Origin of the sequence: Novosphingobium endophyticum, assembly GCF_014640675.1 — a bacterium.
Lineage (GTDB): Bacteria > Pseudomonadota > Alphaproteobacteria > Sphingomonadales > Sphingomonadaceae > Novosphingobium > Novosphingobium endophyticum.
In genome coordinates, this window is record NZ_BMHK01000007.1 from 65,856 (window position 1) to 88,102 (window position 22,247).

The 22,247-nt window shown below is 65.4% G+C and carries 24 protein-coding genes; 23 read left to right on the forward strand and 1 reads right to left on the reverse strand.

Annotated elements, in window-relative coordinates:
* The first annotated feature begins 16 nt into the window (after nt 1-16).
* From pspF to IEX32_RS07145, 13 genes are all read left to right on the forward strand, one after another.
* The gene (pspF, locus tag IEX32_RS07085) at nt 17-1,054 is read left to right on the forward strand and encodes a phage shock protein operon transcriptional activator (protein WP_188769910.1); all 1,038 of its coding nucleotides are present in this window, start codon (nt 17-19) and stop codon (nt 1,052-1,054) included.
* Between the two features lie 123 nt (nt 1,055-1,177).
* Entirely contained in the window at nt 1,178-1,714 is a 537-nt protein-coding gene (locus IEX32_RS07090; protein WP_229736226.1) for a helix-turn-helix domain-containing protein, read from the forward strand.
* Between the two features lie 68 nt (nt 1,715-1,782).
* Nucleotides 1,783-2,103 carry a hypothetical protein gene (locus IEX32_RS07095; RefSeq protein WP_229736227.1) on the forward strand — a complete coding sequence of 107 codons (321 nt, stop codon included), beginning with the start codon at nt 1,783-1,785 and terminating at the stop codon, nt 2,101-2,103.
* An 18-nt stretch (nt 2,104-2,121) separates the two neighbouring features.
* Nucleotides 2,122-2,625: a hypothetical protein gene (locus IEX32_RS07100; RefSeq protein ID WP_188770112.1), complete on the forward strand. Its 504-nt coding sequence runs from the start codon at nt 2,122-2,124 to the stop codon at nt 2,623-2,625.
* Nucleotides 2,622-2,984, forward strand: coding sequence for a JAB domain-containing protein (locus IEX32_RS07105; protein ID WP_229736228.1), 363 nt, complete (start codon nt 2,622-2,624; stop codon nt 2,982-2,984). Before IEX32_RS07100 ends, IEX32_RS07105 begins: the two co-directional genes overlap by 4 nt.
* A 282-nt stretch (nt 2,985-3,266) precedes the next feature.
* The gene (rimP, locus tag IEX32_RS07110) at nt 3,267-3,827 is read left to right on the forward strand and encodes a ribosome maturation protein RimP (protein ID WP_188769912.1); all 561 of its coding nucleotides are present in this window, start codon (nt 3,267-3,269) and stop codon (nt 3,825-3,827) included.
* A 2-nt stretch (nt 3,828-3,829) separates the two neighbouring features.
* Nucleotides 3,830-5,455 (forward strand): transcription termination factor NusA, encoded by a 1,626-nt coding sequence (gene nusA / locus IEX32_RS07115; RefSeq protein WP_188769914.1) that lies wholly within the window; start codon nt 3,830-3,832, stop codon nt 5,453-5,455.
* Nucleotides 5,436-6,155, forward strand: a complete 720-nt coding sequence (locus tag IEX32_RS07120; protein WP_188769916.1) for a DUF448 domain-containing protein — start codon at nt 5,436-5,438, stop codon at nt 6,153-6,155. Before nusA ends, IEX32_RS07120 begins: the two co-directional genes overlap by 20 nt.
* Before the next feature lie 23 nt (nt 6,156-6,178).
* Nucleotides 6,179-8,794: a translation initiation factor IF-2 gene (gene infB, locus IEX32_RS07125; RefSeq protein WP_188769918.1), complete on the forward strand. Its 2,616-nt coding sequence runs from the start codon at nt 6,179-6,181 to the stop codon at nt 8,792-8,794.
* A gap of 115 nt (nt 8,795-8,909) precedes the next feature.
* Nucleotides 8,910-9,074 carry a hypothetical protein gene (locus tag IEX32_RS07130; RefSeq protein ID WP_188769920.1) on the forward strand — a complete coding sequence of 55 codons (165 nt, stop codon included), beginning with the start codon at nt 8,910-8,912 and terminating at the stop codon, nt 9,072-9,074.
* Between the two features lie 139 nt (nt 9,075-9,213).
* The gene (locus IEX32_RS07135; RefSeq protein WP_188769922.1) at nt 9,214-9,750 is read left to right on the forward strand and encodes a DUF1697 domain-containing protein; all 537 of its coding nucleotides are present in this window, start codon (nt 9,214-9,216) and stop codon (nt 9,748-9,750) included.
* A gap of 15 nt (nt 9,751-9,765) precedes the next feature.
* On the forward strand, nt 9,766-10,155 hold the full coding sequence (rbfA, locus tag IEX32_RS07140; RefSeq protein ID WP_188769924.1) for a 30S ribosome-binding factor RbfA: 390 nt from the start codon (nt 9,766-9,768) through the stop codon (nt 10,153-10,155).
* A gap of 119 nt (nt 10,156-10,274) precedes the next feature.
* Nucleotides 10,275-11,012: an alpha/beta fold hydrolase gene (locus IEX32_RS07145; RefSeq protein WP_188769926.1), complete on the forward strand. Its 738-nt coding sequence runs from the start codon at nt 10,275-10,277 to the stop codon at nt 11,010-11,012.
* Between the two features lie 7 nt (nt 11,013-11,019).
* Here IEX32_RS07145 and IEX32_RS07150 read toward each other — a convergent pair whose 3' ends face one another.
* Nucleotides 11,020-12,540: a DUF1963 domain-containing protein gene (locus IEX32_RS07150; RefSeq protein ID WP_188769928.1), complete on the reverse strand. Its 1,521-nt coding sequence runs from the start codon at nt 12,538-12,540 to the stop codon at nt 11,020-11,022.
* Nucleotides 12,541-12,797: 257 nt separating this feature from the next.
* On the opposite strand from IEX32_RS07150, the gene IEX32_RS07155 reads away from it, so the two are divergent.
* The 10 genes from IEX32_RS07155 (at nt 12,798) to IEX32_RS07200 (ending at nt 22,205) form a co-directional block, all read left to right on the forward strand.
* Nucleotides 12,798-13,718, forward strand: a complete 921-nt coding sequence (locus tag IEX32_RS07155; RefSeq protein ID WP_188769930.1) for a sulfotransferase family protein — start codon at nt 12,798-12,800, stop codon at nt 13,716-13,718.
* Nucleotides 13,719-13,760: 42 nt separating this feature from the next.
* A complete protein-coding gene (locus IEX32_RS07160) occupies nt 13,761-14,447 on the forward strand; it encodes a site-2 protease family protein (protein ID WP_188769931.1) in 687 nt (228 codons plus the stop codon).
* A 122-nt stretch (nt 14,448-14,569) separates the two neighbouring features.
* Complete coding sequence (truB, locus tag IEX32_RS07165) at nt 14,570-15,538, forward strand: tRNA pseudouridine(55) synthase TruB (protein ID WP_188769934.1); 969 nt, start codon at nt 14,570-14,572, stop codon at nt 15,536-15,538.
* 5 nt (nt 15,539-15,543) lie between these two features.
* Nucleotides 15,544-15,813 carry a 30S ribosomal protein S15 gene (gene rpsO / locus IEX32_RS07170; RefSeq protein WP_188769936.1) on the forward strand — a complete coding sequence of 90 codons (270 nt, stop codon included), beginning with the start codon at nt 15,544-15,546 and terminating at the stop codon, nt 15,811-15,813.
* Between the two features lie 273 nt (nt 15,814-16,086).
* A complete protein-coding gene (pnp, locus tag IEX32_RS07175) occupies nt 16,087-18,387 on the forward strand; it encodes a polyribonucleotide nucleotidyltransferase (protein WP_188769937.1) in 2,301 nt (766 codons plus the stop codon).
* Nucleotides 18,388-18,585: 198 nt separating this feature from the next.
* Nucleotides 18,586-19,011, forward strand: a complete 426-nt coding sequence (locus IEX32_RS07180; protein ID WP_188769939.1) for a hypothetical protein — start codon at nt 18,586-18,588, stop codon at nt 19,009-19,011.
* A gap of 346 nt (nt 19,012-19,357) precedes the next feature.
* Entirely contained in the window at nt 19,358-20,584 is a 1,227-nt protein-coding gene (locus tag IEX32_RS07185; RefSeq protein ID WP_188769941.1) for an arylsulfotransferase family protein, read from the forward strand.
* Entirely contained in the window at nt 20,572-20,793 is a 222-nt protein-coding gene (locus IEX32_RS07190) for a hypothetical protein (protein WP_188769943.1), read from the forward strand. Before IEX32_RS07185 ends, IEX32_RS07190 begins: the two co-directional genes overlap by 13 nt.
* A 7-nt stretch (nt 20,794-20,800) precedes the next feature.
* Nucleotides 20,801-21,181 carry a hypothetical protein gene (locus IEX32_RS07195; protein ID WP_188769944.1) on the forward strand — a complete coding sequence of 127 codons (381 nt, stop codon included), beginning with the start codon at nt 20,801-20,803 and terminating at the stop codon, nt 21,179-21,181.
* Nucleotides 21,168-22,205 carry a sulfotransferase gene (locus IEX32_RS07200; RefSeq protein WP_188769946.1) on the forward strand — a complete coding sequence of 346 codons (1,038 nt, stop codon included), beginning with the start codon at nt 21,168-21,170 and terminating at the stop codon, nt 22,203-22,205. The genes IEX32_RS07195 and IEX32_RS07200 overlap by 14 nt, the downstream gene beginning before the upstream one ends.
* Nucleotides 22,206-22,247 lie beyond the last annotated feature (42 nt).

A 22,247-nucleotide genomic window follows, 5' to 3' on the forward strand; every position in this document is an offset into this window, starting at 1 on the left:
TCGCTAATAATTGGGCATGGATCGCGATGTGCAGTTCGTCGGCCAGTCGATGGCCTTCCTCGATGCGGTCGAGCGGGCGAGCCGCGCCGCCGCGATCAGCCGCCCGGTTCTCGTCATCGGCGAACGCGGGACGGGCAAGGAACTGATCGCCCAGCGCCTGCACCACCTCTCTCCCCGCTGGGGCGAGCCGCTGATCACCATGAACTGCGCCGCCCTGCCGGAGACGCTGATCGAGGCCGAGCTTTTCGGGCACGAGGCCGGGGCCTTCACCGGCGCCAGCCGCGCGCGGGCGGGCCGCTTCGAGGAGGCGGACAACGGTACGCTGTTCCTCGACGAGCTGGGCACGCTCTCGATGGCCGCGCAGGAACGGCTGCTGCGCGCGGTCGAGCATGGCGAGGTGACGCGCATCGGGTCCTCGCATCCGGTATCGGTCGACGTGCGGATCGTCGCCGCCACCAACGCCGATCTTCCCCGGATGGCGCACGAGGGAAAGTTTCGCGCCGACCTGCTCGACCGGCTCAGCTTCGAGGTCATCAGCCTGCCGCCGCTGCGCGCCCGCGAGGGCGACGTTCGTGAGCTGGCCGAATACTATGGCCGGCGCATGGCGGCGGAGCTGGAGTGGAGCGGCTGGCCGGGGTTTGCCGCATCGGCGCTGGGTGAGCTGGAGGCCTACGAATGGCCCGGCAATGTCCGGGAACTGCGCAACGTGATCGAGCGCGCGGTATATCGCTGGGGCAGGGAGGACCAGCCCATTGCCGAGATCGTCTTCGATCCGTTCCACAATCCGTGGCAGGATGATGGCGTATTGGGGGCTGGCGAGACGGCCGGCGAGACGGCCGGCGGGGTGGTGGCGCCGGTGCGCGAAGAACCCGGCGCGGTTGTCGGGCCGGTCGACGATTTGCGCGCCGCCGTCGATGCCTACGAACGCACCTTGCTGGCCGACGCCCTGGACCGGCACCGCTGGAACCAGCGGCGGGCCGCCGCGGCCCTTGGTCTGACCTACGATCAGTTAAGGCACTGTATAAAGAAGCATCGGTTGCGCGAGGCGGCATAGTTCCGCGCTTGAAATTCTCCACAAGATCGGCTTGCGCAAATTCATTGGAACTGGTTAACCAAAGTTAGTACTGGTTCGGCTATGTGGTTCGACTGATATAGTCGCGCGCGCAGGACTGAACTGATGGGGCGAGTCGTTCTTTCGGTGTTCAACGAAGCGGAAGCCAAGACGCTGCTTGACAGCCTGACGCCAAAGCAGGTCGAAGTGCTCGACCTGCTGGTGATGCACCGCACCACCAAGGAAATCGCCTACCAGCTCGACATTGCCCCCAACACGGTGGATCAACGGATTTCCGCCGTGCGCGAGAAGTGGGGGACGACCAATCGCAAGGACACCGCGCGCAAGTATGCGGAACTCCTGGAGGCATGTGGCAAAACCACATGTGGAATTTCACCTGTCGACGATCCCGGCGATGAAGAGGAAGCAACGGATCAGGACCTGCCGGTCGACCCGGTCTTCGTCCTTTCCGATGCCGGGCTCATGGCCTCGCACCCGGACTGGCTAGATGAAAGGGTGTCACGTCCGTCAGGCCTGGAGGCATTTGATGCAAAGTTCGGAAGGACGGGGCGGCTGGTGGCCATTCTTGTCCTGGCGATGATCATGGCGATGACGCTCGCGTCCTCGCTCGCGATTGCCGACGCTCTGGGAAGGCTGATTTGATCCTTCCTGCCGCAACGAGGCATGCCTCCGATCCGAAGATGCGCATGGCGCAGTGGGAGGCGAAGACAATGAACCCCGAAATTGCAGGAATGCGGATTTCCCGCAGCATCAGGTCTGTCGAGGATGGCATGGACGAGCTTATCGCCTTGTCCGGCGAACTGCTCGCGGAAGTGGCGCGCGCCCGGGTGGCGACGGAAAACGAGGCGCATGAAGGTCAGCGCCCCCTCACACGGGTTGCCAACATGCACAAGAGCCTGATGGAGGCGCGCTCCGAACTGGTTCGCGCACATTCCGATCTCTCGAAGCTGGCCGTTCGCATGGACATTCCCTACCAATGTCCGAAGCATGCGATGCTTGACGGTGACGATGTGGAACGCGCGGTTGCGTAAGAACTGACGGGGGTGGTGTTGGGAGAGACCGAAAGACTGGCCTTTTTCCTGCTGCTGCCCCTTTCTCTCGCACTGGCGGCATGGAAGGGCGGTGTGCCCGAGCGTCTGGGCGCTCTCGTCATCGTCGTGATGGCAGTGGTCCAGTGGATCGCCATCCTGTTCGACCCGAGCGAGTTCGTGAGTGTGGATCCGGCATCGCTGATCACCGATGCGGTCGGCGCCGTCGGTTTCGGAATTCTGGCCGTTCAAGCCCGGAGAATCTGGCCGATATGGGCAGCTTCGCTTCAATTGCTGAGTCTGAGCGCGCACTTCGCGCGCTGGGCAGATATCGGCGTGCCGCCCTTCGTCTACGCGTTGATGCGCGGAGCCCCGACCTTCCTGGTGCTCATCGCGCTGCTGCTGGGGACGATTCTGCACATGATGCGGCTGAAGCGTCATGGAGCCGACCCCTCCTGGCAGGACTGGTCCCGGGCTCGTGCAGCATACGGCCGCCATCCGCAGGGCTTCTCGAGGCGCTCGTGAAGGAGATTGGCGGGCTCGGCCGCGAGGCGATGGTCGAACTCCTCTATGACGGGAGCGGGATGCTGATGGAGCGCACGATCGGCCTGGAGGGCGATGCGGTGTCGGTGCGCGGGCGCTACCGGCCCCTGTTGCAGCGGGTCTTCGAGGCGGATGCCGCGGGTTTCGTCCTGGTCCATAACCATCCCTCGGGCGACCCCCGGCCGAGCGCGGCCGATCTTGCCGCGACGCGCCGCCTTGCCGCGCTGGCGGGCGCGCTGGAAGTCGAGTTTTACGACCATCTGATCGTCGGCGGCCGGTCGGTGGTCAGCATGCGCCAGGCCGGGTTCATGCCCGGCACGGGCAAACGTTCGGCCGCCTAGGCGGCGCGGGAACGAATAAGGGCTCCATGGGGGAGTGGCGGCCTGTCGTGTCGGGAACGGTCAGCGTCCGGCACGGCAGGCCGTGCTTCATTTTCCGACGGCTCTCGGTAAAAATCCCCACGAGGCGACATTCGCCCGAACGAGGGCCTTGCCTTTTTCAGGCAATGCGCCTATCTGCGCCAAATCCCGACATTGGTGAAACAACGTTCGGGCTGGCGCCGGAAGGGGCCGGCGCGGAACCGCGTTGCATCAATGGCAATGTATTTATCAGCGGAGCTGTGTTTGGCCGATATCGCGCGCATTACCGAAGTCATCGAACCGGAGGTCACGGCCCTCGGTTTCGATCTCGTGCGCGTGAAGCTGCTGGGCCGTTCGGAAGTCGGCGACGATGAGCATGCGCTGCAGATCATGGCCGAGAATCCGAAGACCGGTCAGCTCGTGCTCGATGACTGCGTGAAGCTTTCGCACCGTATCTCCGACCGCATCGACGCGCTGGAGGAAGCCGGTGAAGCGCTGATCGACGAGGCCTATCGCCTTGAGGTCAGCTCGCCGGGGATCGACCGACCGCTCACCCGCCCCAAGGACTTCGTCAACTGGGCCGGACACGAGGCGAAGATCGGCCTGACCGCGCCCGTCGAAGGCAACCGCAAGACGCTCCATGGCGAACTGCTGGGTCTCGACGGCGAAACCGTGCAGTTCGAAGACAGGAAATCCGGCCGGGTGAGCTTTGCGCTGGCCGACGTTCATTCAGCAAGGCTGGTCCTTACTGACAAGCTGATAGCCGCAACCCGTCCGCTCGATACGAGCGGCGCCGACGAGATTCTCGAGGAACAGGAAGACTGACAATGGGCAGTGCGATTTCCGCCAACCGCGCCGAGCTGCTTGCGATCGCGAATGCCGTCGCCACCGAGAAGATGATCGACAAGTCGATCGTCATCGAGGCGATGGAAGAGGCCATCCAGAAGTCGGCCCGCAATCGCTACGGGGCTGAGAACGACATCCGCGCCAAGCTCGACCCGCGCACCGGCGACCTGCGCCTGTGGCGCGTCGTCGAAGTGGTCGAGGAGGTCGAGGACTACTTCAAGCAGGTCGACCAGAAGCAGGCGGAGAAGCTCCAGCCCGGCTCGCAGATCGGTGACTTCATCGTCGACCCGCTGCCTCCGGTGGACCTTGGGCGCATTGATGCGCAGTCGGCCAAACAGGTGATCTTCCAGAAAGTCCGCGACGCCGAGCGCGAGCGCCAGTTCGAGGAATTCAAGGACCGCGTGGGCGAGGTCATCACCGGGGTCATCAAGTCGGTCGAATTCGGCCACGTCATCGTCAACCTCGGCCGCGCCGAGGGCGTGATTCGCCGCGACCAGCAGATCCCGCGCGAGGCGGCTCGCGTCGGTGAGCGCGTGCGCGCCATCGTCCTGCGTGTCGAGCGCCAGAACCGCGGACCGCAGATCTTCCTGTCCCGCGCGCATCCCGACTTCATGAAGAAGCTCTTCGCGCAGGAAGTGCCCGAGATCTACGACAGCATCATCGAGATCAAGGCTGCCGCCCGCGATCCGGGCAGCCGCGCCAAGATCGGCGTGATCAGCCATGACCACTCGATCGACCCGGTCGGCGCCTGCGTCGGCATGAAGGGCAGCCGCGTCCAGGCCGTCGTCCAGGAGCTGCAGGGCGAGAAGATCGACATCATCCCCTGGAGCGAGGATACGGCGACTTTCGTCGTCAACGCGCTCCAGCCCGCGACCGTTTCCCGCGTCGTCATCGACGAGGAAGAGAGCCGCATCGAAGTCGTCGTGCCCGATGACCAGCTTTCGCTGGCGATCGGCCGCCGCGGCCAGAACGTGCGACTCGCCTCGCAGCTCACCGGCTCGCAGATCGACATCATGACCGAGCAGGAATCGAGCGAGAAGCGCCAGAAGGAATTCCAGGAGCGCTCCAAGATGTTCGAGGAAGAACTCGACGTCGACGAGACGCTGTCGCAGCTGCTGGTCGCCGAAGGCTTCAGCGAGATGGAGGAAGTCGCCTACATCGACATCAACGAGCTGGCCGGCATCGAGGGCTTCGACGAGGAACTCGCCGAGGAGCTGCAGAGCCGTGCCCAGGAAGCGCTGGAGCGCCGCGAGGAGGCGAGCCGCGAGGAGCGCCGTTCGCTCGGCGTCGAGGACGCGCTGGCCGAGATCCCGCACCTGAACGAGGCCATGCTGGTCACGCTGGGCAAGGCGGGCATCAAGACGCTCGACGACCTGGCCGATCTTGCCACCGACGAACTCATCGCCAAGAAGCGCTCCGAACAGCGCCGCCGCGACGGTTCGGTCAACCGCCGCGCGCGGGACGAGGACAAGGGCGGTGTGCTCGGCGAGTACGGGCTGACCGAAGAGCAGGGCAACGAGATCATCATGGCCGCTCGCGCCCACTGGTTCGAAGACGAACCGGAAGCCAACACTGAGGAGGCCGCCGATGCGGAATCCTCACAATGAGCGCGTAAGCTCCGACATCGATGGCGCCAGCCCGGAGAGAACCTGCATTCTCTCCGGCGAGAAGGCTGGGCGGGACGCATTGGTGCGTCTGGCGATTTCGCCGGACGGGCTGGTGCTGCCCGACGTCCATGCGCGCGCCCCCGGGCGCGGCGCTTGGCTGGGCGCCGCGCGCGCGGATCTTGAAAAAGCGCTCGCCAAGGGCAAATTAAAAGGTGCGCTCGCGCGCGCGTTCAAGGGCGCGCCGCTTTCCATCCCCGACGATCTGGCCGACAGGATCGAACAGGCGCTGATCCGCGCGTTCACCGAACGGTTGGGTCTGGAGCTGAAATCTGGCAAGCTGCTGATGGGGTCGGACCGCATCGCGCAGAACGCGCGCGAGGGCCGCGTCACTTGGCTCGCCCACGCGGCGGACGCGAGCGAGGATGGCTCGCGCAAGCTGGACCAGGCCTGGCGCGTCGGGAGCGAGGCGGAAGGAAGCGGGCTGCAGGGCACGCGCTTGCCACTGGACCGGGATACGCTGTCTGTGGCATTGGGCCGCGACAACGTCGTTCACCTGGCGCTGACCGATCGTGGAGCGGCGATGCGAGTCGTTTCGCTGCTGAAACGTCTCCTGCATTTCCGGGGACAGGCCGACAGCCACGCGGCCGGCATTTATGATGATAACGGGCAGGCTCGCGCCGCGCCTGCAACGACGATTTGAGATTGAAGGGCATAACGAGACTTATGAGCGAGACCGACAACAAACCGACCCTGGGCCGCAAGCCGCTTGGGCTTAAGCGCTCGGTGGAAGCGGGTGAGGTCAAGCAGACCTTCAGCCACGGCCGCACCAACAAGGTCGTGGTCGAGGTGAAGCGCCGCAAACTGATCGGCAAGCCCGGAGCCGGCGAGGCTGCCCCCGAGCCCAAGGCGGAGACGCCCGCGCCGGCGCCCGCGCCCAAGCCCGCGCCGAAGAAGCAGGCCGCTGCCCCCGCGGGCGAGACCCGCCAGGAGATGCAGGCCCGTCTGCTGCGCGAGGCCGAGGGTGCCCGCCTCACGGCGCTGGAGGAAGCCAACCGCCGCGAGCAGGAAGAGAAGCTGCGCGCCATCGAGGACGAGAAGCGCCGCGCCGAGGATAATCGCCGCGCCGAGGAAGAGGCCGCCAAGCCCCGCGAGTCGGACGAGGAGGCTGCCCAGGCCGCTCCGGCGGGCGAACCCGCAGCTGAGGCCGAGGCTGCGAAACCCGAGGAAGCGCCTGCCGCCGAGGCCAGCGCCGAAGCCCAGCCAGAGGCGGCTCCGGCTCCCGCTCCGCGCCGTTTCACGCCGGTCAAGCGTCCCGAAACGGTCGCGCGCAAGCCCGATGCGGCTCCGGCCGGCGGCGCCGGCGGTGCGCCCAAGGGCGCGGCAGGGGCCAAGAAGAGTGCTCCCGCACGCGGTGCCGAGCGCAAGGGCGGCGATCGCCGCCAGTCCGGCAAGCTCACTGTCACCCGCGCGCTCAACGAGGATGAGGGCGCCCGCGCCCGTTCGCTCGCCGCGCTCAAGCGCGCCCGCGAGAAGGAGCGCCGCGCGCATTTCTCCGGCAAGCAGCAGCAGCGTGAGAAGCAGGTGCGCGATGTCATCGTGCCCGAGGCGATCACCGTGCAGGAACTCGCCAACCGCATGGCCGAGAAGGGCGCCGACCTGGTGAAGGCGATGTTCAACATGGGCATGATGGTCACCGTCAACCAGACGATCGACCAGGACACCGCCGAGCTGCTCGTGACCGAATTCGGCCACAATATCGAGCGCGTTTCGGAAAGCGACGTCGATATCGACACCACGAGCGATGTCGATATCGAGGAATCGCTGAAGCCGCGTCCGCCGGTCGTGACCATCATGGGCCACGTCGATCATGGCAAGACCAGCCTGCTCGACGCGCTGCGCGGCACCGATGTGGTACGCGGCGAGGCGGGCGGCATAACCCAGCACATGGGCGCCTACCAGATCAAGACCAAGGGCGGTGACAAGGTCACCTTCCTCGATACGCCGGGCCACGCCGCCTTCACGCAGATGCGCATGCGCGGCGCCAACGTCACCGACATCGTCATCCTGGTGGTGGCGGCCGACGACGGCATCATGCCGCAGACCGTGGAGGCCATCAATCACACCAAGGCCGCCGGCGTGCCGATGATCGTCGCGATCAACAAGTGCGACAAGGAAGACGCCAACCCGCAGAAGGTGCGGGAGCGCCTGCTCGAGCACGAGATCGTCGTCGAGGGAATGTCGGGCGATGTGCAGGACGTGGAAGTCTCGGCCAAGACAGGCAAGGGCCTCGACGAGTTGATCGACAAGATCCTGCTGCAGTCCGAACTGCTCGAACTCAAGGCCAACCCGGACCGTTATGCCGAGGCAACCGTGATCGAGGCCAAGCTCGACAAGGGCAAGGGGCCGCTGGCGACCGTGCTGGTCAACCGCGGCACGCTGCGCACCGGCGACATCTTCGTCGTCGGTACCGAGAGCGGCCGCGTTCGTGCCATGCTCGACGACAAGGGACGGCAACTCAAGGAAGCCGGCCCGGCCATGCCGGTCGAGGTCCTGGGCCTGGGCGGCGTGCCGATGGCGGGGGACACCCTCACCGTGGTGGAAAGCGAGCAGCGTGCCCGCGAGGTTGCCGCCTACCGTCAGGAGCAGGCGACCGCCAAGCGCACCGCGACGGCTCCGGCCAGCCTCGACACGATGTTCTCGGCACTTGCCGCAAAGGCGAACGTCATCGAGTACCCGATCGTCATCAAGGCGGACGTGCAGGGTTCGGTCGAGGCCATCAACAATGCGCTCCACGCGCTCTCGAACGACGAGATCAAGGTGCGCGTCCTGCATTCGGGCGTCGGCGCCATCACCGAGACCGACGTGACCCTGGCCTCGGCCAGCGGCGCGCCGATCGTCGGCTTCAACGTCCGCCCGAACGCCAAGGCGCGCGAGCAGATCGAGAAGACCAAGACGCCGATGATGTACTACGACGTCATCTACGAACTGACAGACGAAGTCGCCAAGCAGATGGCGGGCATCTGGGGGCCGGAGCGCGTCGAGACCGTCGTCGGCCGCGCCGAGGTCAAGCAGGTGTTCCCTGCGGGCAAGAAGGACAAGGCTGCCGGTCTGCTGGTCCTCGAAGGCTTCATCCGCAAGGGCCTCAGCGCGCGTCTCACCCGCAACGACGTCATCGTTTCGGCAACGACGATCGCCTCACTGCGCCGCTTCAAGGACGACGTGGACGAAGTGCGCGCGGGCCTGGAATGCGGCGTCGTGCTGGCCGATACCAACGACATCAAGCCGGGCGACCACCTTGAAGTCTTCGAGGTGAGCCATCGCGAGCGTACGGTCGGGTAAGGCAAGCCAAGGTAGGGCGTATGGGGCGCAAGCCTGTCGATGCCCGGTACACCGCCTTTTCCGCATCCGTAGGAGTCAGGCGAGCCGGGGCGCATGTGAACGGAATTTAACCGGGATGTCCGTCCGGATTACCTATGCCTTTCGGGTCGCAACCAGCGACCGAAAGGCGGTGATCCATGTGAACATCGAGACTGCAGTAATTCTGGTGATCGGCGCGGCGACCTTTTTGGTCGCCCTGCTGCAACTGGTGGTCAAACTCATCGAGTTGAATCGCAAGTAGCCAGTGAGGAGGCTGGTGCTGGAACACCGGCCTCCGATAATGAGCGAGCCCGGGCGCTGGAACACCCGGGCTCAGGCAGTGGTGTAAAAACATCAACTGCAGTATTCGCCTAATACCGGAAAACGATAGAATTTTCAAGATGACCCGCTACGCAGCATTCTTCGGCTCCATAAACGTCGGCGGCAACCGGCTGTCGATGGCGGACTTGCGCTATGCCTTCGAGCGCGAGGAGTTCGAGAACGTCGAGACGGTGATCGCCAGCGGCAACGTGCTGTTCGATTATGATGACCGCCCGACCGAGGGGCTGGAAGACCTCTTCGCCCACATGATGCGCGATCGCTTCGATATCGACAGCTTCGTGGCGGTGCGCAGCCGGGAGGAAGTGCGCAGCGCGGTGGAGGACAACCCCTTTACCGGGATCGGCGCGGACAATCAGGTTCATACCCTTTTCCTCGAATGCCAGCCTCCAGACGGCAGCTTCGAAAAACTACTGGCCGATCATGCCGGTCGCGGCGCCGAAACGCTCGCGCTGGGGGAAAGGGCGCTCTATATCGATTACGTCGATGGCGCGGGCGGCAGCAAGCTCACCTCCGCATTCATCGAACGGCGGCTGGGATGTCGCGGCACCGCGCGCAATGTGCGTTCGCTCGCCCGCATTCTGGCGAAGATGGCCTGAAATCAGGGATACGCGATGGCACGCCAGCAAACCACTCCCGAACAGCACTCCGTCCGCCTGCTCAAGGTGGGCGAACAGGTGCGTCACGTCATTTCCGAGATCCTCACCCGCCAGCAGGTCCACGATGACACGCTGACGGGGCATTCGGTCTCGGTCACCGAAGTGCGCATGACGCCGGACTTGCGGCAGGCGACGGTCTACGTGAAGCCGTTGCTCGGCCAGGACGAGGACGAGGTGCTCAAGGCGCTGCGCACCCACACCGCCTATTTCCAGCGCGAGGTCGCCCAGCGGCTCAGGCTCAAGTTCGCCGCGAAGATCCGTTTCCGGGCGGACGAGAGCTTCGACGAAGCCAGCCGCATCGACGCGCTGCTTTCCGATCCGCGCGTCCGGCGCGACCTCGAATAAGGCGGCGGCCCGGCCGGTTTGCACGCCTCATCGCAAGGCCGATCTCTCGAATTCGGGTTGCGTGGCGGACGCTGGTCCGCGAGACACTCCGGATCGGCAGTATTGAGCGGAGGCAGCACGTGGTTCCATTCGTATTCCTGCATGGCGGGGGACAAGGCGGCTGGGTCTGGAAAGAACTGATCGCCGCGATCGACCGCCAGTCGGGTGGTGAGGCGACCTGCCTCGCGCTCGATGCGCCGGGCTGCGGTGCCAAGCGCGGCCTCGATACGTCCGAATACGACTTTGAAGACATCACCCAGGAACTGATCGACGATATCGAGAGCGAGGGTCTGTCCGGCGTCGTGCTGGTGGGGCACTCGCAGGCGGGCATGACCATGCCGCAGATGACCGAGATGGCGCCGTCCGGGCTCATTTCCCGGCTGGTCTACGTGACCTGTTCCGCGCCGCTCGCCGGGCTCACCACGCTCGACCAGATGGGCCATGGACCGCGCGGCAGCAATGTCGAGGAAGTCGGATACCCCTTCACCGAGGACGGTTCGATGGAAGAGCGCTATCGCGTCATGTTCTGCAACGACATGGACGATGCGGAAGCGGACGCATTCCTCGCGAAACTGGGCAAGGATGGCTGGCCCGCCAGTGCCTACAGTTACAGCGACTGGCGCTATGACCACTTGCGTTCCATTCCGTCGAGCTATGTCGTCGCGCTGCGCGATCAGGCCTTGCCGGCCGAATGGCAGGAGCGCTTCGCGGACAGGCTTCATGCCCGCCGCATCACCCGCATCGACGCGGGGCACCAGGTGATGAACACGCGGCCCGAAGCGCTGTCGGAGATACTGCTGCGCGAGGCGCGCGCCTGAAGTCGCGTCAGGCGCCTTCGAACGTCAATCGGGCGCAGGCCCAGTCGCCTGCGGCGGCCTCCGGCCGTCCGATGCGGAAGCGGAAGACCCCGCCGCCTCCCCAGCGCCACTCCATCAGATCATCGCTGGCGAGCTGAAGCAGGAGCAAATCGCCGTCGTGCCGGCCGTCATCAGGGCCCAACATCTGGTGCTGGCGTCCGGGCGGCACACGGCGACCGCGCGCGATCCTGGCCCGCACCTCGTCGGGCAGGGCCGCGAAGGCTTCCGGAGCGCCGGAGGCCATCGCCCTGATGCAGATCGCCCGGAGCGGGGCCAGCGAATCGGGCAGGACATGCCGCACCAGCCTGCCGTGCCGGCGATTGATCTCGTCGAGAATTTCGACGACGAGATCGCGTTCTTCGGCCGTGAGCGGTTCCCAGGGATCGCGGTTGGAGATGAAGCCGTCCATCGCCTCCACCATGGCCGAAAGGGCGGCGGCTTCCTGCCCGGTCTGGTCATCGAGCGGTGCATCCGCCGCGACAATCCGGTCCGCGCTGTCCAGAGCCTCATGCAACTGGTCGGCAAGATGGAAGACGCCGTACCACCACAAGGTTTCATCGCCGGCCTCAGCCAGCGAGGCCACCGGTTCGCCGAAGCGCTCGCGGACTATCCGGGCGATGGCGCCTTGGGCCGCCGCCGGGTCGACATCGTCATCGGGGGCGTCCTTGGAAAGCGTCAGTGCGACCGGCTCCACCGGCCAGAACGGAAACAGATACCGGCTGAGGCGCGTCGGCACGACGGGCAGCGGGGCGCCGCCTTCCTCGTAGGCCGGGAGCAGGCCGTCCGGCGGGTCGGTAAATTCATGATCGCCGGGCGGGACGGAAAGCACGGCACCGGTGCCGAGGAAGAAGGCCAGCGAGCCGTTGTGCGGCAGCGGGTTTAGCGGGCAGGTCCGGGCGAGTTCGGCAAGGTCGATCTGCGCGGCGAAAGGCAGGGGGCGCCCCTGGGCGTCGCGGGGCCAATCGGCCCCCGCCAGGCGGGGCAGTCCACCCAGCCAGCTGGCACTGTTCGTCCAGTCGCCATCCCCGGTTCGCGACTTGCGGGCGAGTACGACCGGACCGGGCGGCAGACCGCCGGCATCGGCCGGTGCGGATTCCGGGGCGTCTGGTTCGGCGAAGGCGGGATGGCCGGTCGGCCGCTCCACAACTTCCGCGCCGGCGCGGCGGCGCAACCGGGCGATGCGATCGTCCTGGGAATGCGGTTCGGGATGCCAGACCGGACCCGGCCCCAGGTCGACCTCGTCCGCGTCGGCCCTCTCGGTCGAAAACAGGCCGACGAGCATTCCCAGAACCAGCCCCGCGCCGAGCAGTGTCAGGACGGCGGCATCGCGCCCGGCGATGCCCGTTAGCCCCACGGCTGCGGCGTCCAGCGGCAAGAACAGGCCGTTCAGCGTGTCCGGCGCGTCATTCGCGACCGGTGCGTGCCCCACATAGGCTGCAACGATGGCCGCCAGTCCGAAGACGGTGAACATGGCGATCAGCTTTCTCATCCCCAAACTCCCAACGGCAGGCGCCGATTGTCTTAGAGAACTTCCGCCGCGCTCATTCAAGCGGGGAGAGCTGCCCGTGGTATCGGGCACGGGCCCCGGAGGCACCTTATCCACCGGCCCGTCTGCGGCTCCGCCGCAGATGAGGGGCGGGCTGTCGCAGAGAATCGAAATACCACTCGCCAATACGTGAAGTTCTCGCTCAACAACGGTCCTCGAAAACCCCCGGTATCGAGAACCGGGGGAAACACGGGTCGAACATGCCGAACGCGATCGTCCATCTTGGCTATCACAAGACCGCCACGACGTGGCTGCAGAAGCAGATATTTCCCTTGGCGAGCAGCCACGATTTCCTTTCAAGGAAGACGGTGCAGGAGGCATTTCTGGCCCCCTGTGGGATGCATTTCTGTCCGGATCGCGCGCGCCATGCGCTGTCGCTGGAAGGGCGCAACCGGCCGGTGCTGCTGAGCGAGGAGAACCTCTCTGGCTATCTGCACAACGGCGGCCTGCACGGGTTTCTGGCCCCGGAAGTGGCGAGGCGGATCAAGGCTGTGCTGCCAGATGCACGGATCGTCATACTCATTCGCAACCAGTTCGACATCTGCCGGGCGACTTATGCGCAGTATGTTTCAGGCGGCGGCACATGGGGGCAGCGGCGATACTTCGAGACCGCCCGAATGGTGCGAGGCGCGCTGACACGCCCGTGGAAGGCGCCGGCGTTCGAATTCGAGCACTTCGAATACGATCGCCTCGTCGCGCATTACGATGCGCTGTTCGGGGCGGATCGCGTGCACGTCTATCCCTATGAATGGTTGCGTGACCGGCAAGCGCTGATCTCGCGGATGCAACGCGATCTCGGGCTCTCGTTCGAAGCGATGCCGCCGGAGGGGACGCGGACGAACCGCTCGCTCGGCGCCGCCGGGCTGACGGCGATGCGCGCGGTGAACCTGTTTACACGCCAGTCGGTCGTCAACAAGGACCGGATCGTGGATCTGCCGGGCGGACAGGGGCTGCGCCACGGCGTGAAGTGGCTGATCGGCCGGGTGCCGGTGATCAACGGCCGCCCCGCGCGCCTCTCGGCCCGGCTGCGGCAGCGCGTCGCCGAGCACTATCCGGAAAGCAACCACCGCCTGATGGCGCTGCGCGATCTTCCCCTGACAGAGCTGGGCTACCCGGTCTGAATGTGATTGCGGCCGGGCGGTGCCTTCCCTAGATGACGGGGCATGGAAGACACCCTGCTGCAGGCCGCAGCGCTCATCCCCTGCCTTGTCATCGCAATCGTGTTTCACGAAGTGGCCCATGGCTGGACTGCGCTGGCCCTGGGCGATCCCACCGCGCGCGAACAGCGGCGGCTCAGCCTCAACCCGCTGCGCCATGTCGATCCCATCGGGACGGTGGTGCTGCCGGGATTCCTCGCCATGGTGGGCTCGCCGATCTTCGGCTGGGCAAAGCCGGTGCCGGTCAACTTCCGGCGGCTGCGCAACCGGCGCGTGGGCATGATGGCCGTGGCCGCCGCCGGGCCGGGCACGAACCTGATCCTCGCGGCCGTGGGCGCGGTGCTGCTGGGGCTGCTGATCCGCTTTACCGGTGGTGAGTTCGGCCCGGGCGAGCAATTCGCGGCGCTGGGCTTCAACTACTTCATCCTCATCAACATCTTTCTGGCCCTGTTCAACCTGCTGCCGATCCCGCCCTTCGACGGGTCGCATATCGTCGAGGGCGCCCTGCCGCGCGATGCCGCCAGGGCTTACGCGCGCCTGCGGCCCTTCGGCTTGCCGCTGCTGTTTCTGCTGCTGCTCGTGATTCCCTATTTCTTTCCCGAGTGGCGCATTCTGGAGCGGGTCCTGCTGCCGCCGGTGTTCTGGGCTCGCGAGCATTACTTCGATCTCGTCGCGGTGGTCGCCGGGGCCTGAGGGGCGATGCTGTCACGGGCTTGGTCGGCGGAGCATGCCGAGTAGCGACAGCGGGCCGCCGTTGACAAACCGGCGCCGGGCGCCTTGGGAGGCGCGATGACGCTTTCCGCCATTGCCTCGTGATGCCGCACGGCTGGATCATTCTCGACAAGCCGGTCGGTCTGGGCTCGACCCAGGCCGTCGCGGCAGTGAAGCGCAACTTGCGCGAGGCAGGCTATGGCAAGAAGGTGAAGGTCGGCCACGGCGGTACGCTCGACCCGCTGGCCACGGGCGTCCTGCCGGTGGCGCTGGGCGAAGCGACCAAGCTGACCGGACGCATGCTCGATGCCAGCAAGACCTATGAGTTCACCGTGCGCTTCGGCGAGGAGACCGATACGCTCGACCTCGAAGGCGCCGTGATCGCCAGCAGCGATGTGCGGCCGACCATGGAGCAGGTCGAAGCGGTGCTGCCGCGCTTCACCGGGCCGATCGAACAGGTACCGCCGGCCTATTCGGCGCTCAAGGTGGGCGGCGAGCGGGCTTATGACCTGGCGCGCGCCGGGCAGGACGTGGCGTTGAAGGCGCGGAGCGTGGAAATCTTTGAGCTGAGGTCCGTTCGTGTCGAGCGAAGTCGAGACACATGCGCGCAAGGTGTCTCGACTTCGCTCGACACGAACGGAGAAGTCGAGCCAATCGAAAGCCTCGAACTTTGCGCGCACGTCTCCAAGGGCACCTATATCCGCTCCCTCGCGCGCGACATCGCGCATGCGCTGGGCAGCTGCGGTACGGTCACCATGCTGCGCCGCGTGCAGGCCGGGCCGTTCGACTGGTCCCATGCGATTTCGCTGGACAAATTGAACGAGATCGGTCAGGGGGCGCCTCTTGAACAGGTACTCTTGCCGCTGGAGGCGGGGCTGGACGACATCCCGGCCATCGACCTTAGCTCGGAGCAGGCAAGGGCGGTCCGACAGGGCCGCGTTCTCACCGGGCTGCCCCACGAAGACGGGCTGCATTGGGCGCGTGAAGGAATGGTTCCGGTCGCGCTGGTGGAGCTTTCGGGCGGAGACGCGCGGGTCGTTCGGGGTTTCAACCTTACGGATGTCGCGGAGTAGAATGAATGTCGGTTACCGCCGAGAAGAAGCAGGAAATCATTTCGGACAACGCTCGCGCCTCTGGCGATACGGGCAGCCCGGAAGTTCAGGTCGCGATCCTCACCGAGCGTATCAACAACCTGACCGGACACTTCAAGTCGCACCACAAGGACAACCATTCGCGCCGCGGTCTGCTGGCCATGGTCAACAAGCGCCGCTCGCTGCTCGACTACCTCAAGAAGAAGGATGTCGCGCGGTACAACGCGCTGATCCAGAAGCTGGGTCTGCGCAAATAACGCAATGCTTCGGCCCGCTTCGGCGGGTCGTTTGCCATTCGTCATCCCGGACTTGATCCGGGACCGCTGGCCGATCCACCCCGCCATTTCGGCGAGGCTCCGGCTAAAGACCGGCACCGGTCCCGGCGTTCGCCGGGATGACGGGAAGATTGGGTATCCTCGCAATCCGGCGAGGGGCCTCGGGGTCATGACAGGCCCCACACCGGACCGGGACGGAATCCCCGGCAGTAAACCCCGCCAGGCAATAGGGCCGGCGGGCTGAGGAATATCTCTATGTTCGACGTAAAAACCGTATCCATGGAGTGGGGCGGAAAGACCCTCACGCTGGAAACCGGCCGCATTGCCCGTCAGGCTGACGGCGCGGTCCTTGCCACTTATGGCGAAACCGTAGTGCTTTGCGCGGTCACGGCCGCCAAGTCGGTGAAGGAAGGCCAGGACTTCTTCCCGCTGACCGTCCACTACCAGGAAAAATTCTCGTCCGCCGGCCGTATTCCCGGCGGCTTCTTTAAGCGTGAGCGTGGCGCGACCGAAAAGGAAACGCTGACCAGCCGCCTGATCGACCGTCCGGTGCGCCCGTTGTTCCCCGAGGGCTTCTACAACGAGATCAACTGCATCGCGCAGGTTCTCTCCTATGACGGCGAGACCGAACCCGATGTCGTGGCGATGATTGCCGCCTCGGCCGCGCTCACCATCTCGGGTGTGCCCTTCATGGGCCCGATCGGCGCCTGCCGCGTCGGCTTCGTCGACGGCGAATACACGCTCAACCCGAAGCAGGACGCGGCGCTGGCCGATGGCCGCCTCGACCTGATCGTTGCCGCCACCGGCGATGCCGTGATGATGGTGGAATCGGAAGCCAGGGAACTGACCGAGGAAGAGATGCTCGGCGCCGTCATGTTCGCGCATGACGAGTGCAAGAAGGTCGTCAACCTCATTGTCGACCTTGCCGAGAAAGCCGCCAAGGAGCCGTGGCAGATCGACCTGTCGGACAACGCCGCCGACATCAAGGCGAAGCTCAAGGACGTGGTCGGCGCCGACGTTGCCGCCGCTTACAAGCTGACCGACAAGTCGGCCCGCGCGAACGCGCTCAACGAAGCGCGCGCCAAGGCCAAGGCCGCTTTCGCCGACGCCGAGCCGCAGACCCAGATGGTCGCCATCAAGACGATGAAGAAGGTCGAGGCGGAAATCGTGCGCGGCGCCATCCTCAAGGACGGCCAGCGCATCGACGGTCGCAAGCTCGATCAGGTGCGCCCGATCGAATCGATCGTCGGCTTCCTGCCCCGGACCCACGGTTCGGCGCTGTTCACCCGCGGCGAGACGCAGACCATCTGCACCACGACCCTGGGCACCAAGGACAGCGAGCAGATGATCGACGGGCTGGAAGGCCTGTCCTACTCGGCATTCATGCTGCACTACAACTTCCCGCCCTATTCGGTCGGTGAAGTAGGCCGCTTCGGCGCGCCGGGCCGCCGCGAAGTCGGCCACGGCAAGCTGGCGTGGCGCGCGCTGCACCCGGTCCTGCCGAAGAAGGAGGACTTCCCCTACACCATCCGCATCCTGTCGGACGTCACCGAGTCCAACGGCTCGTCGTCGATGGCCACCATCTGCGGCGGCTGCCTCTCGATGATGGACGCGGGCGTTCCGATCGAGCGTCCGGTCTCGGGCATCGCCATGGGCCTGATCCTGGAAGGTGACGAGTTCGCCGTGCTTTCGGACATCCTGGGCGACGAGGATCACCTCGGCGACATGGACTTCAAGGTGGCCGGCACCGAGAACGGCATCACCACGATGCAGATGGACATCAAGATCGCCGGGATCACCAAGGAGATCATGGGCAAGGCGCTGGAGCAGGCGAAGGCCGGCCGCGCGCACATCCTGGGTGAAATGACCAAGGCCCTCGGCTCGGCTCGTACCGAGCTTTCGGCCCATGCCCCGCGCATCGAGACGATCCAGATCGACAAGTCGAAGATCCGCGACGTCATCGGCACCGGCGGTAAGGTCATCCGCGAGATCGTGGCCGAGACCGGCGCCAAGGTCGACATCGACGATGAAGGCGTGATCAAGATCTCGTCTTCGGACCTCGACCAGATCGAGGCCGCCAAGAAGTGGATCCTCGGCATCGTCGAGGAAGCCGAGGTCGGCAAGATCTACGCCGGCAAGGTCGTCAACATCGTCGATTTCGGTGCTTTCGTGAACTTCATGGGCGGCAAGGACGGTCTCGTCCACGTCTCCGAAATGAAGAACGAGCGCGTCGAGAAGCCGACCGATGTCGTCTCCGAAGGTCAGGAAGTGAAGGTCAAGGTCCTCGAGATCGACAATCGCGGCAAGGTCCGCCTGTCGATGCGCGTGGTCGACCAGGAAACCGGCGAAGAGCTGGAAGACACCCGCCCGCCGCGCGAACCGCGCGGCGACCGCGAGGGTGGCCGCGAGGGTGGCCGTGGCGGTGACCGCCGTGGCCCGCGTCGTGGCGGCGGCGGCGGCGGTGGCCGTGGCGGCGACCGTGACCGCGGTCCGCGTCGTGAGCGCGGCGAGGGCGGCGATCCGGACCACATGCCGGCCTTCCTCAAGGAAGACTGAGCACGAACGGGTTTCCAGACCCGGCGAAGAATCGAGGGGCCGTGGCGACACGGCCCCTTTTCGTTTGCGCCGGCGGCCGAGCGCGGGCTGGGCGCGCGCGTTAATCTTCCCCGGCCGGGCTGTTCACGGCCGGGACGAGGCGCGAGGACGTTGGCCTGCCGGATTGACCGCGCTTTCGGCGCGGACCATGGTTGCGAAATGATTAAACATCTTCTCGCGCTCTCGCCCCTGATCCTGACGGTTTCCCCGGCCGCCGCGCAGGCGCGGGAGGCGCACTATGCCGCAGGACAGGTGTGGCAATACTCGGCGCGGGAGCAGGACAGCGATTCGCTCGTCAAGATCCAGAAGGTCGAGATCGAGGATGGGCGGCCCGTCTATCACATCAGCGTGACCGGCGTACGCTTCGCAGGGGTGCCCGAAGCAAACCTGCTGCCGCATCTGCCGGTGTCGGAGGACGCGCTGGATGCCAGCGTGACCAGGCGGGTCGTGACCGGCCGGGACTTCGCCGGGATCGCCATCGACGAGGACATCGCCGAATGGCGCGCGGCTGAGGGCGGGGTTCTTTCCGTTCCACTGGCGCAGGCGCTCGACGACGTCGAGGGGATGCTGTCGCGCCAGCTTTAGGGCGCTATCGCCCCGTCATCCGGCGATGACGGAGGCGATTTTCTCTCCGGAGAACTGCGGGCGGCGAACGATCGAGGCAACGGCTGGGGATGCCAAAACGATGCGCCGATGCCGCTTCGCCTCGGCCAGCGTCCGTTCTATCCCTCGAAGACTGGACATGCACCCGGGCGATGCCAATAGAATCTGGCATTCGGATGTCGCGGAATAAAGTCTTTCGGGAATGGCAATATCGCTTCGCCAAGTATTTATCTATGGGCGAGCAGCTTTGCTTGCCCTGTTGGGACTGTCTATATTTACATTCGCGGTCCAGCGTACGCCAGTTGATCCGGATAACCCGTTCAGCAGGGTGATCACATGGCTGACTTACGTTCCGAGATTTGTCCACGACACATGGAACGACCTGAGGACCGATCCTTTCGGTCCCTCCCGCGTGCCGGACGAGTTCGGCGACCGCGCCCGCTATCAGCCCGTCGACAATCACACGCCGTACCGCATCGAGGGCCTCGTGATGCGGAAAGGGCCTTCGGCGAGCGCGCCCGAACCGGGCTGGCGGGTTCTCTACGGCATTTTCCGGATCGACGGCGAACCCCAGTACGCGGCTCTTGCCCTGTCACCCCGGTTCGCAATCGAGCATGTCTGGCTGGTCGACCACGATGTTCTCAGCGAGAGTGGCGAGACTGTCGGCGCGGCCTATTTTCCCCACGGATTTGCGGTTCTGCGCGATGGCTCGATCCTGGCCGGCTTCGACGATCACTATCGGACCGTGCGTGTCGGCGCTTGTGGCAAGCGTATCTGGACGTCCGAAGCGCGGTTGAACCACGCGATATATCCCGTCGATGGCGACCGCTTCGCCTGGGGCGTGGGCGCGGAGGATCATCTCCAGAAGATCGACCTTCGCACCGGCAGGATTGCCCAGGACATCTCCATCGAGGACCTGCGGCGGGCAAATCCCGATCTGACCGTGCTGGAGATGCGCCGCATCGACGACAATGCCCTGGGATTGAACACGCGCGGCGATGCCGGCGCGTACCATCCGGACGCCTACCATGCTAACGACGCCGAGCCGCTGCCGCCCGAATTGGCGGCGCGGTTTCCCGGCTTCCGTGCGGGCGATCTGCTGATAAGCCTGCGCTCGCTGAACCTGGTCGCGGTCGTCGATCCGCACACGCGCAAGATCAAGTGGCTGACCAACAGCCACACATTGAGGCAGCACGATCCGGATTGGGAACCGGATGGCACGATCAGTGTTTTCGACAATCAGATGGGTCGCAAATTCAGCCGCGTGGTGAATTACGACCCTCGAACGGATCAGTACCGGACGATCCTGAACGGAAGTTCCATGAACTTCTATTCGCGGATTCGCGGCAAGCAGCAATTGCTTGGCAGCGGCGCGATGCTGGTCTCAAGCGCCGAACAGGGGCGGGTTTTCGAGTTGGGTCGGGATGGAAAGGTCTCTTCCGAAATCCTGATTCACGATCCCGAGAATCCCGGAAAGAACTTCGTTTTTTCGGAGGCGATCCATTTTGCTCCCGACGACCCCCTATTCGAAAAGGTCAAGTCATGCCCAAGATAGCCATCCTGCTCGTTCTGGTTGCCGCCATGTCGGCAACGCCCGCTTATGCCTACGTCGGTCCGGGCTCCAGCCTGGGCGCGGTCGGCGTGTTCATCGGTCTGGTCGCCACCGTGCTTCTCGCGCTGGTCTCGTTCGTCTGGTACCCCTTCAAGCGTCTCGCGCGGCGGGTCAGGCGAAAGGACCCGGCGGCCGGGAACAAGGCCGAATGACCGCGCCATGGACGCCCTGACCTGGCTCTGGGTGATCGGCGCGAGTTGCCTGGCCGCCGAACTGTTCTCACGCCTGCCTTTTGAACGGACAGTGGCGGGGATGATGAAGTGCGGCTCCCGGGCCGGGTGGGTCTTCTCCTCCCGCCGGATTTCCGACCACTGGAAGGAAACGGTCATGCCCGCCTATGCCTGGTGCATGGCGCGCCATACGCTGACACTCGCGCTCTTCTTCGCGGCGCTGGCAGTGGCGATCGGCATCGTGCTTGTCCTCGCGGACGCGGTTTCGCCCGAGGCGGGGCGATTCCTTGCCAGTGCCCCCGGGCTGGCGGCGAGCTTCGTGGTCGCGACCGTCTACTACGTGCTGAGGCGGCGCCTTGCTCGAGCATGATTACACCGCGGCCGACAGACTGCTGCACCGGCTGGCCTTGGGCCTTCCCGCAGTCGCCGAACTGAGCTTCGATCTCGATCAGCGCGGGAACGGCGCGACCGAAAAGGCGGTCGGCGACCTGCATCATGTCTTCGTCACCGGGCTCGCGCGGGCGGGCACGACGGTGCTGCTGCGCCACCTTCACCGCAGCGGCCCGTTTCGCTCGCTCACCTATCGCGACATGCCTTTCGTGCTCGCGCCGCAGCTTTGGAAGCGGTTTTCCTCGCGCTGGCAGCAGCGGCGCGAGGAGCGTCTGCGCGCCCATGGCGACAGGATCATGGTGAGCGCCGACAGTCCCGAGGCTTTCGACGAGGTTTTCTGGCGCATTTTCACCGGTCCCGACTACATCCGCCCGGAGGGCCTTGCGCCCTACCAGCCCGACGAGGCGGTGCTGGCCCGGTTCCGGTCTTACATCGCGGCGATCCTTGCCAGTGGCGATCCTGGGCAGCAGCGCTATCTTTCGAAGAACAACAACAACATCCTGCGCCTGCCGGCACTGCGGGACGCGCTCCCCGAGGCGCTGTTCGTTATTCCCTTCCGGCATCCCGCAGACCAGGCCTCTTCGCTGCACAGGCAGCATGCGCTGTTCTGCCGGATGCAGGGTGAAACCCCGTTCGTGCGTTCCTACATGGACTGGCTGGCTCACCACGAGTTCGGGCAAGGGCATCGCCCTTTCCTGTTTGGCGGCGGCCCGCCGGGCGATCTTGCGCCGCAATCGCCGGACTACTGGCTGGAAATGTGGACGCGCACGCACGAGGCGTTGGCCGGTGACGTCCATGAGCGGAACGTCTTCGTCTGTTACGAAGAGCTTTGCACCAACGCTGACGTCTGGAACCGGCTGACCTGGCGGCTGGACCTGCCACGGACAGCCAGACCGGATTTTTCCCTGGCCCGCAAGCAGGCCGATGCTTTCGATCCGGCGAGACTGAGGCGGGCGGAAGCCGTCTATCAGGAACTGCGGCTGAGAGCGTCCGCCGGCGGTTGATCGCAAGGGCGGCCGCGCGCGCTGGTATCATGCAAACGTGGC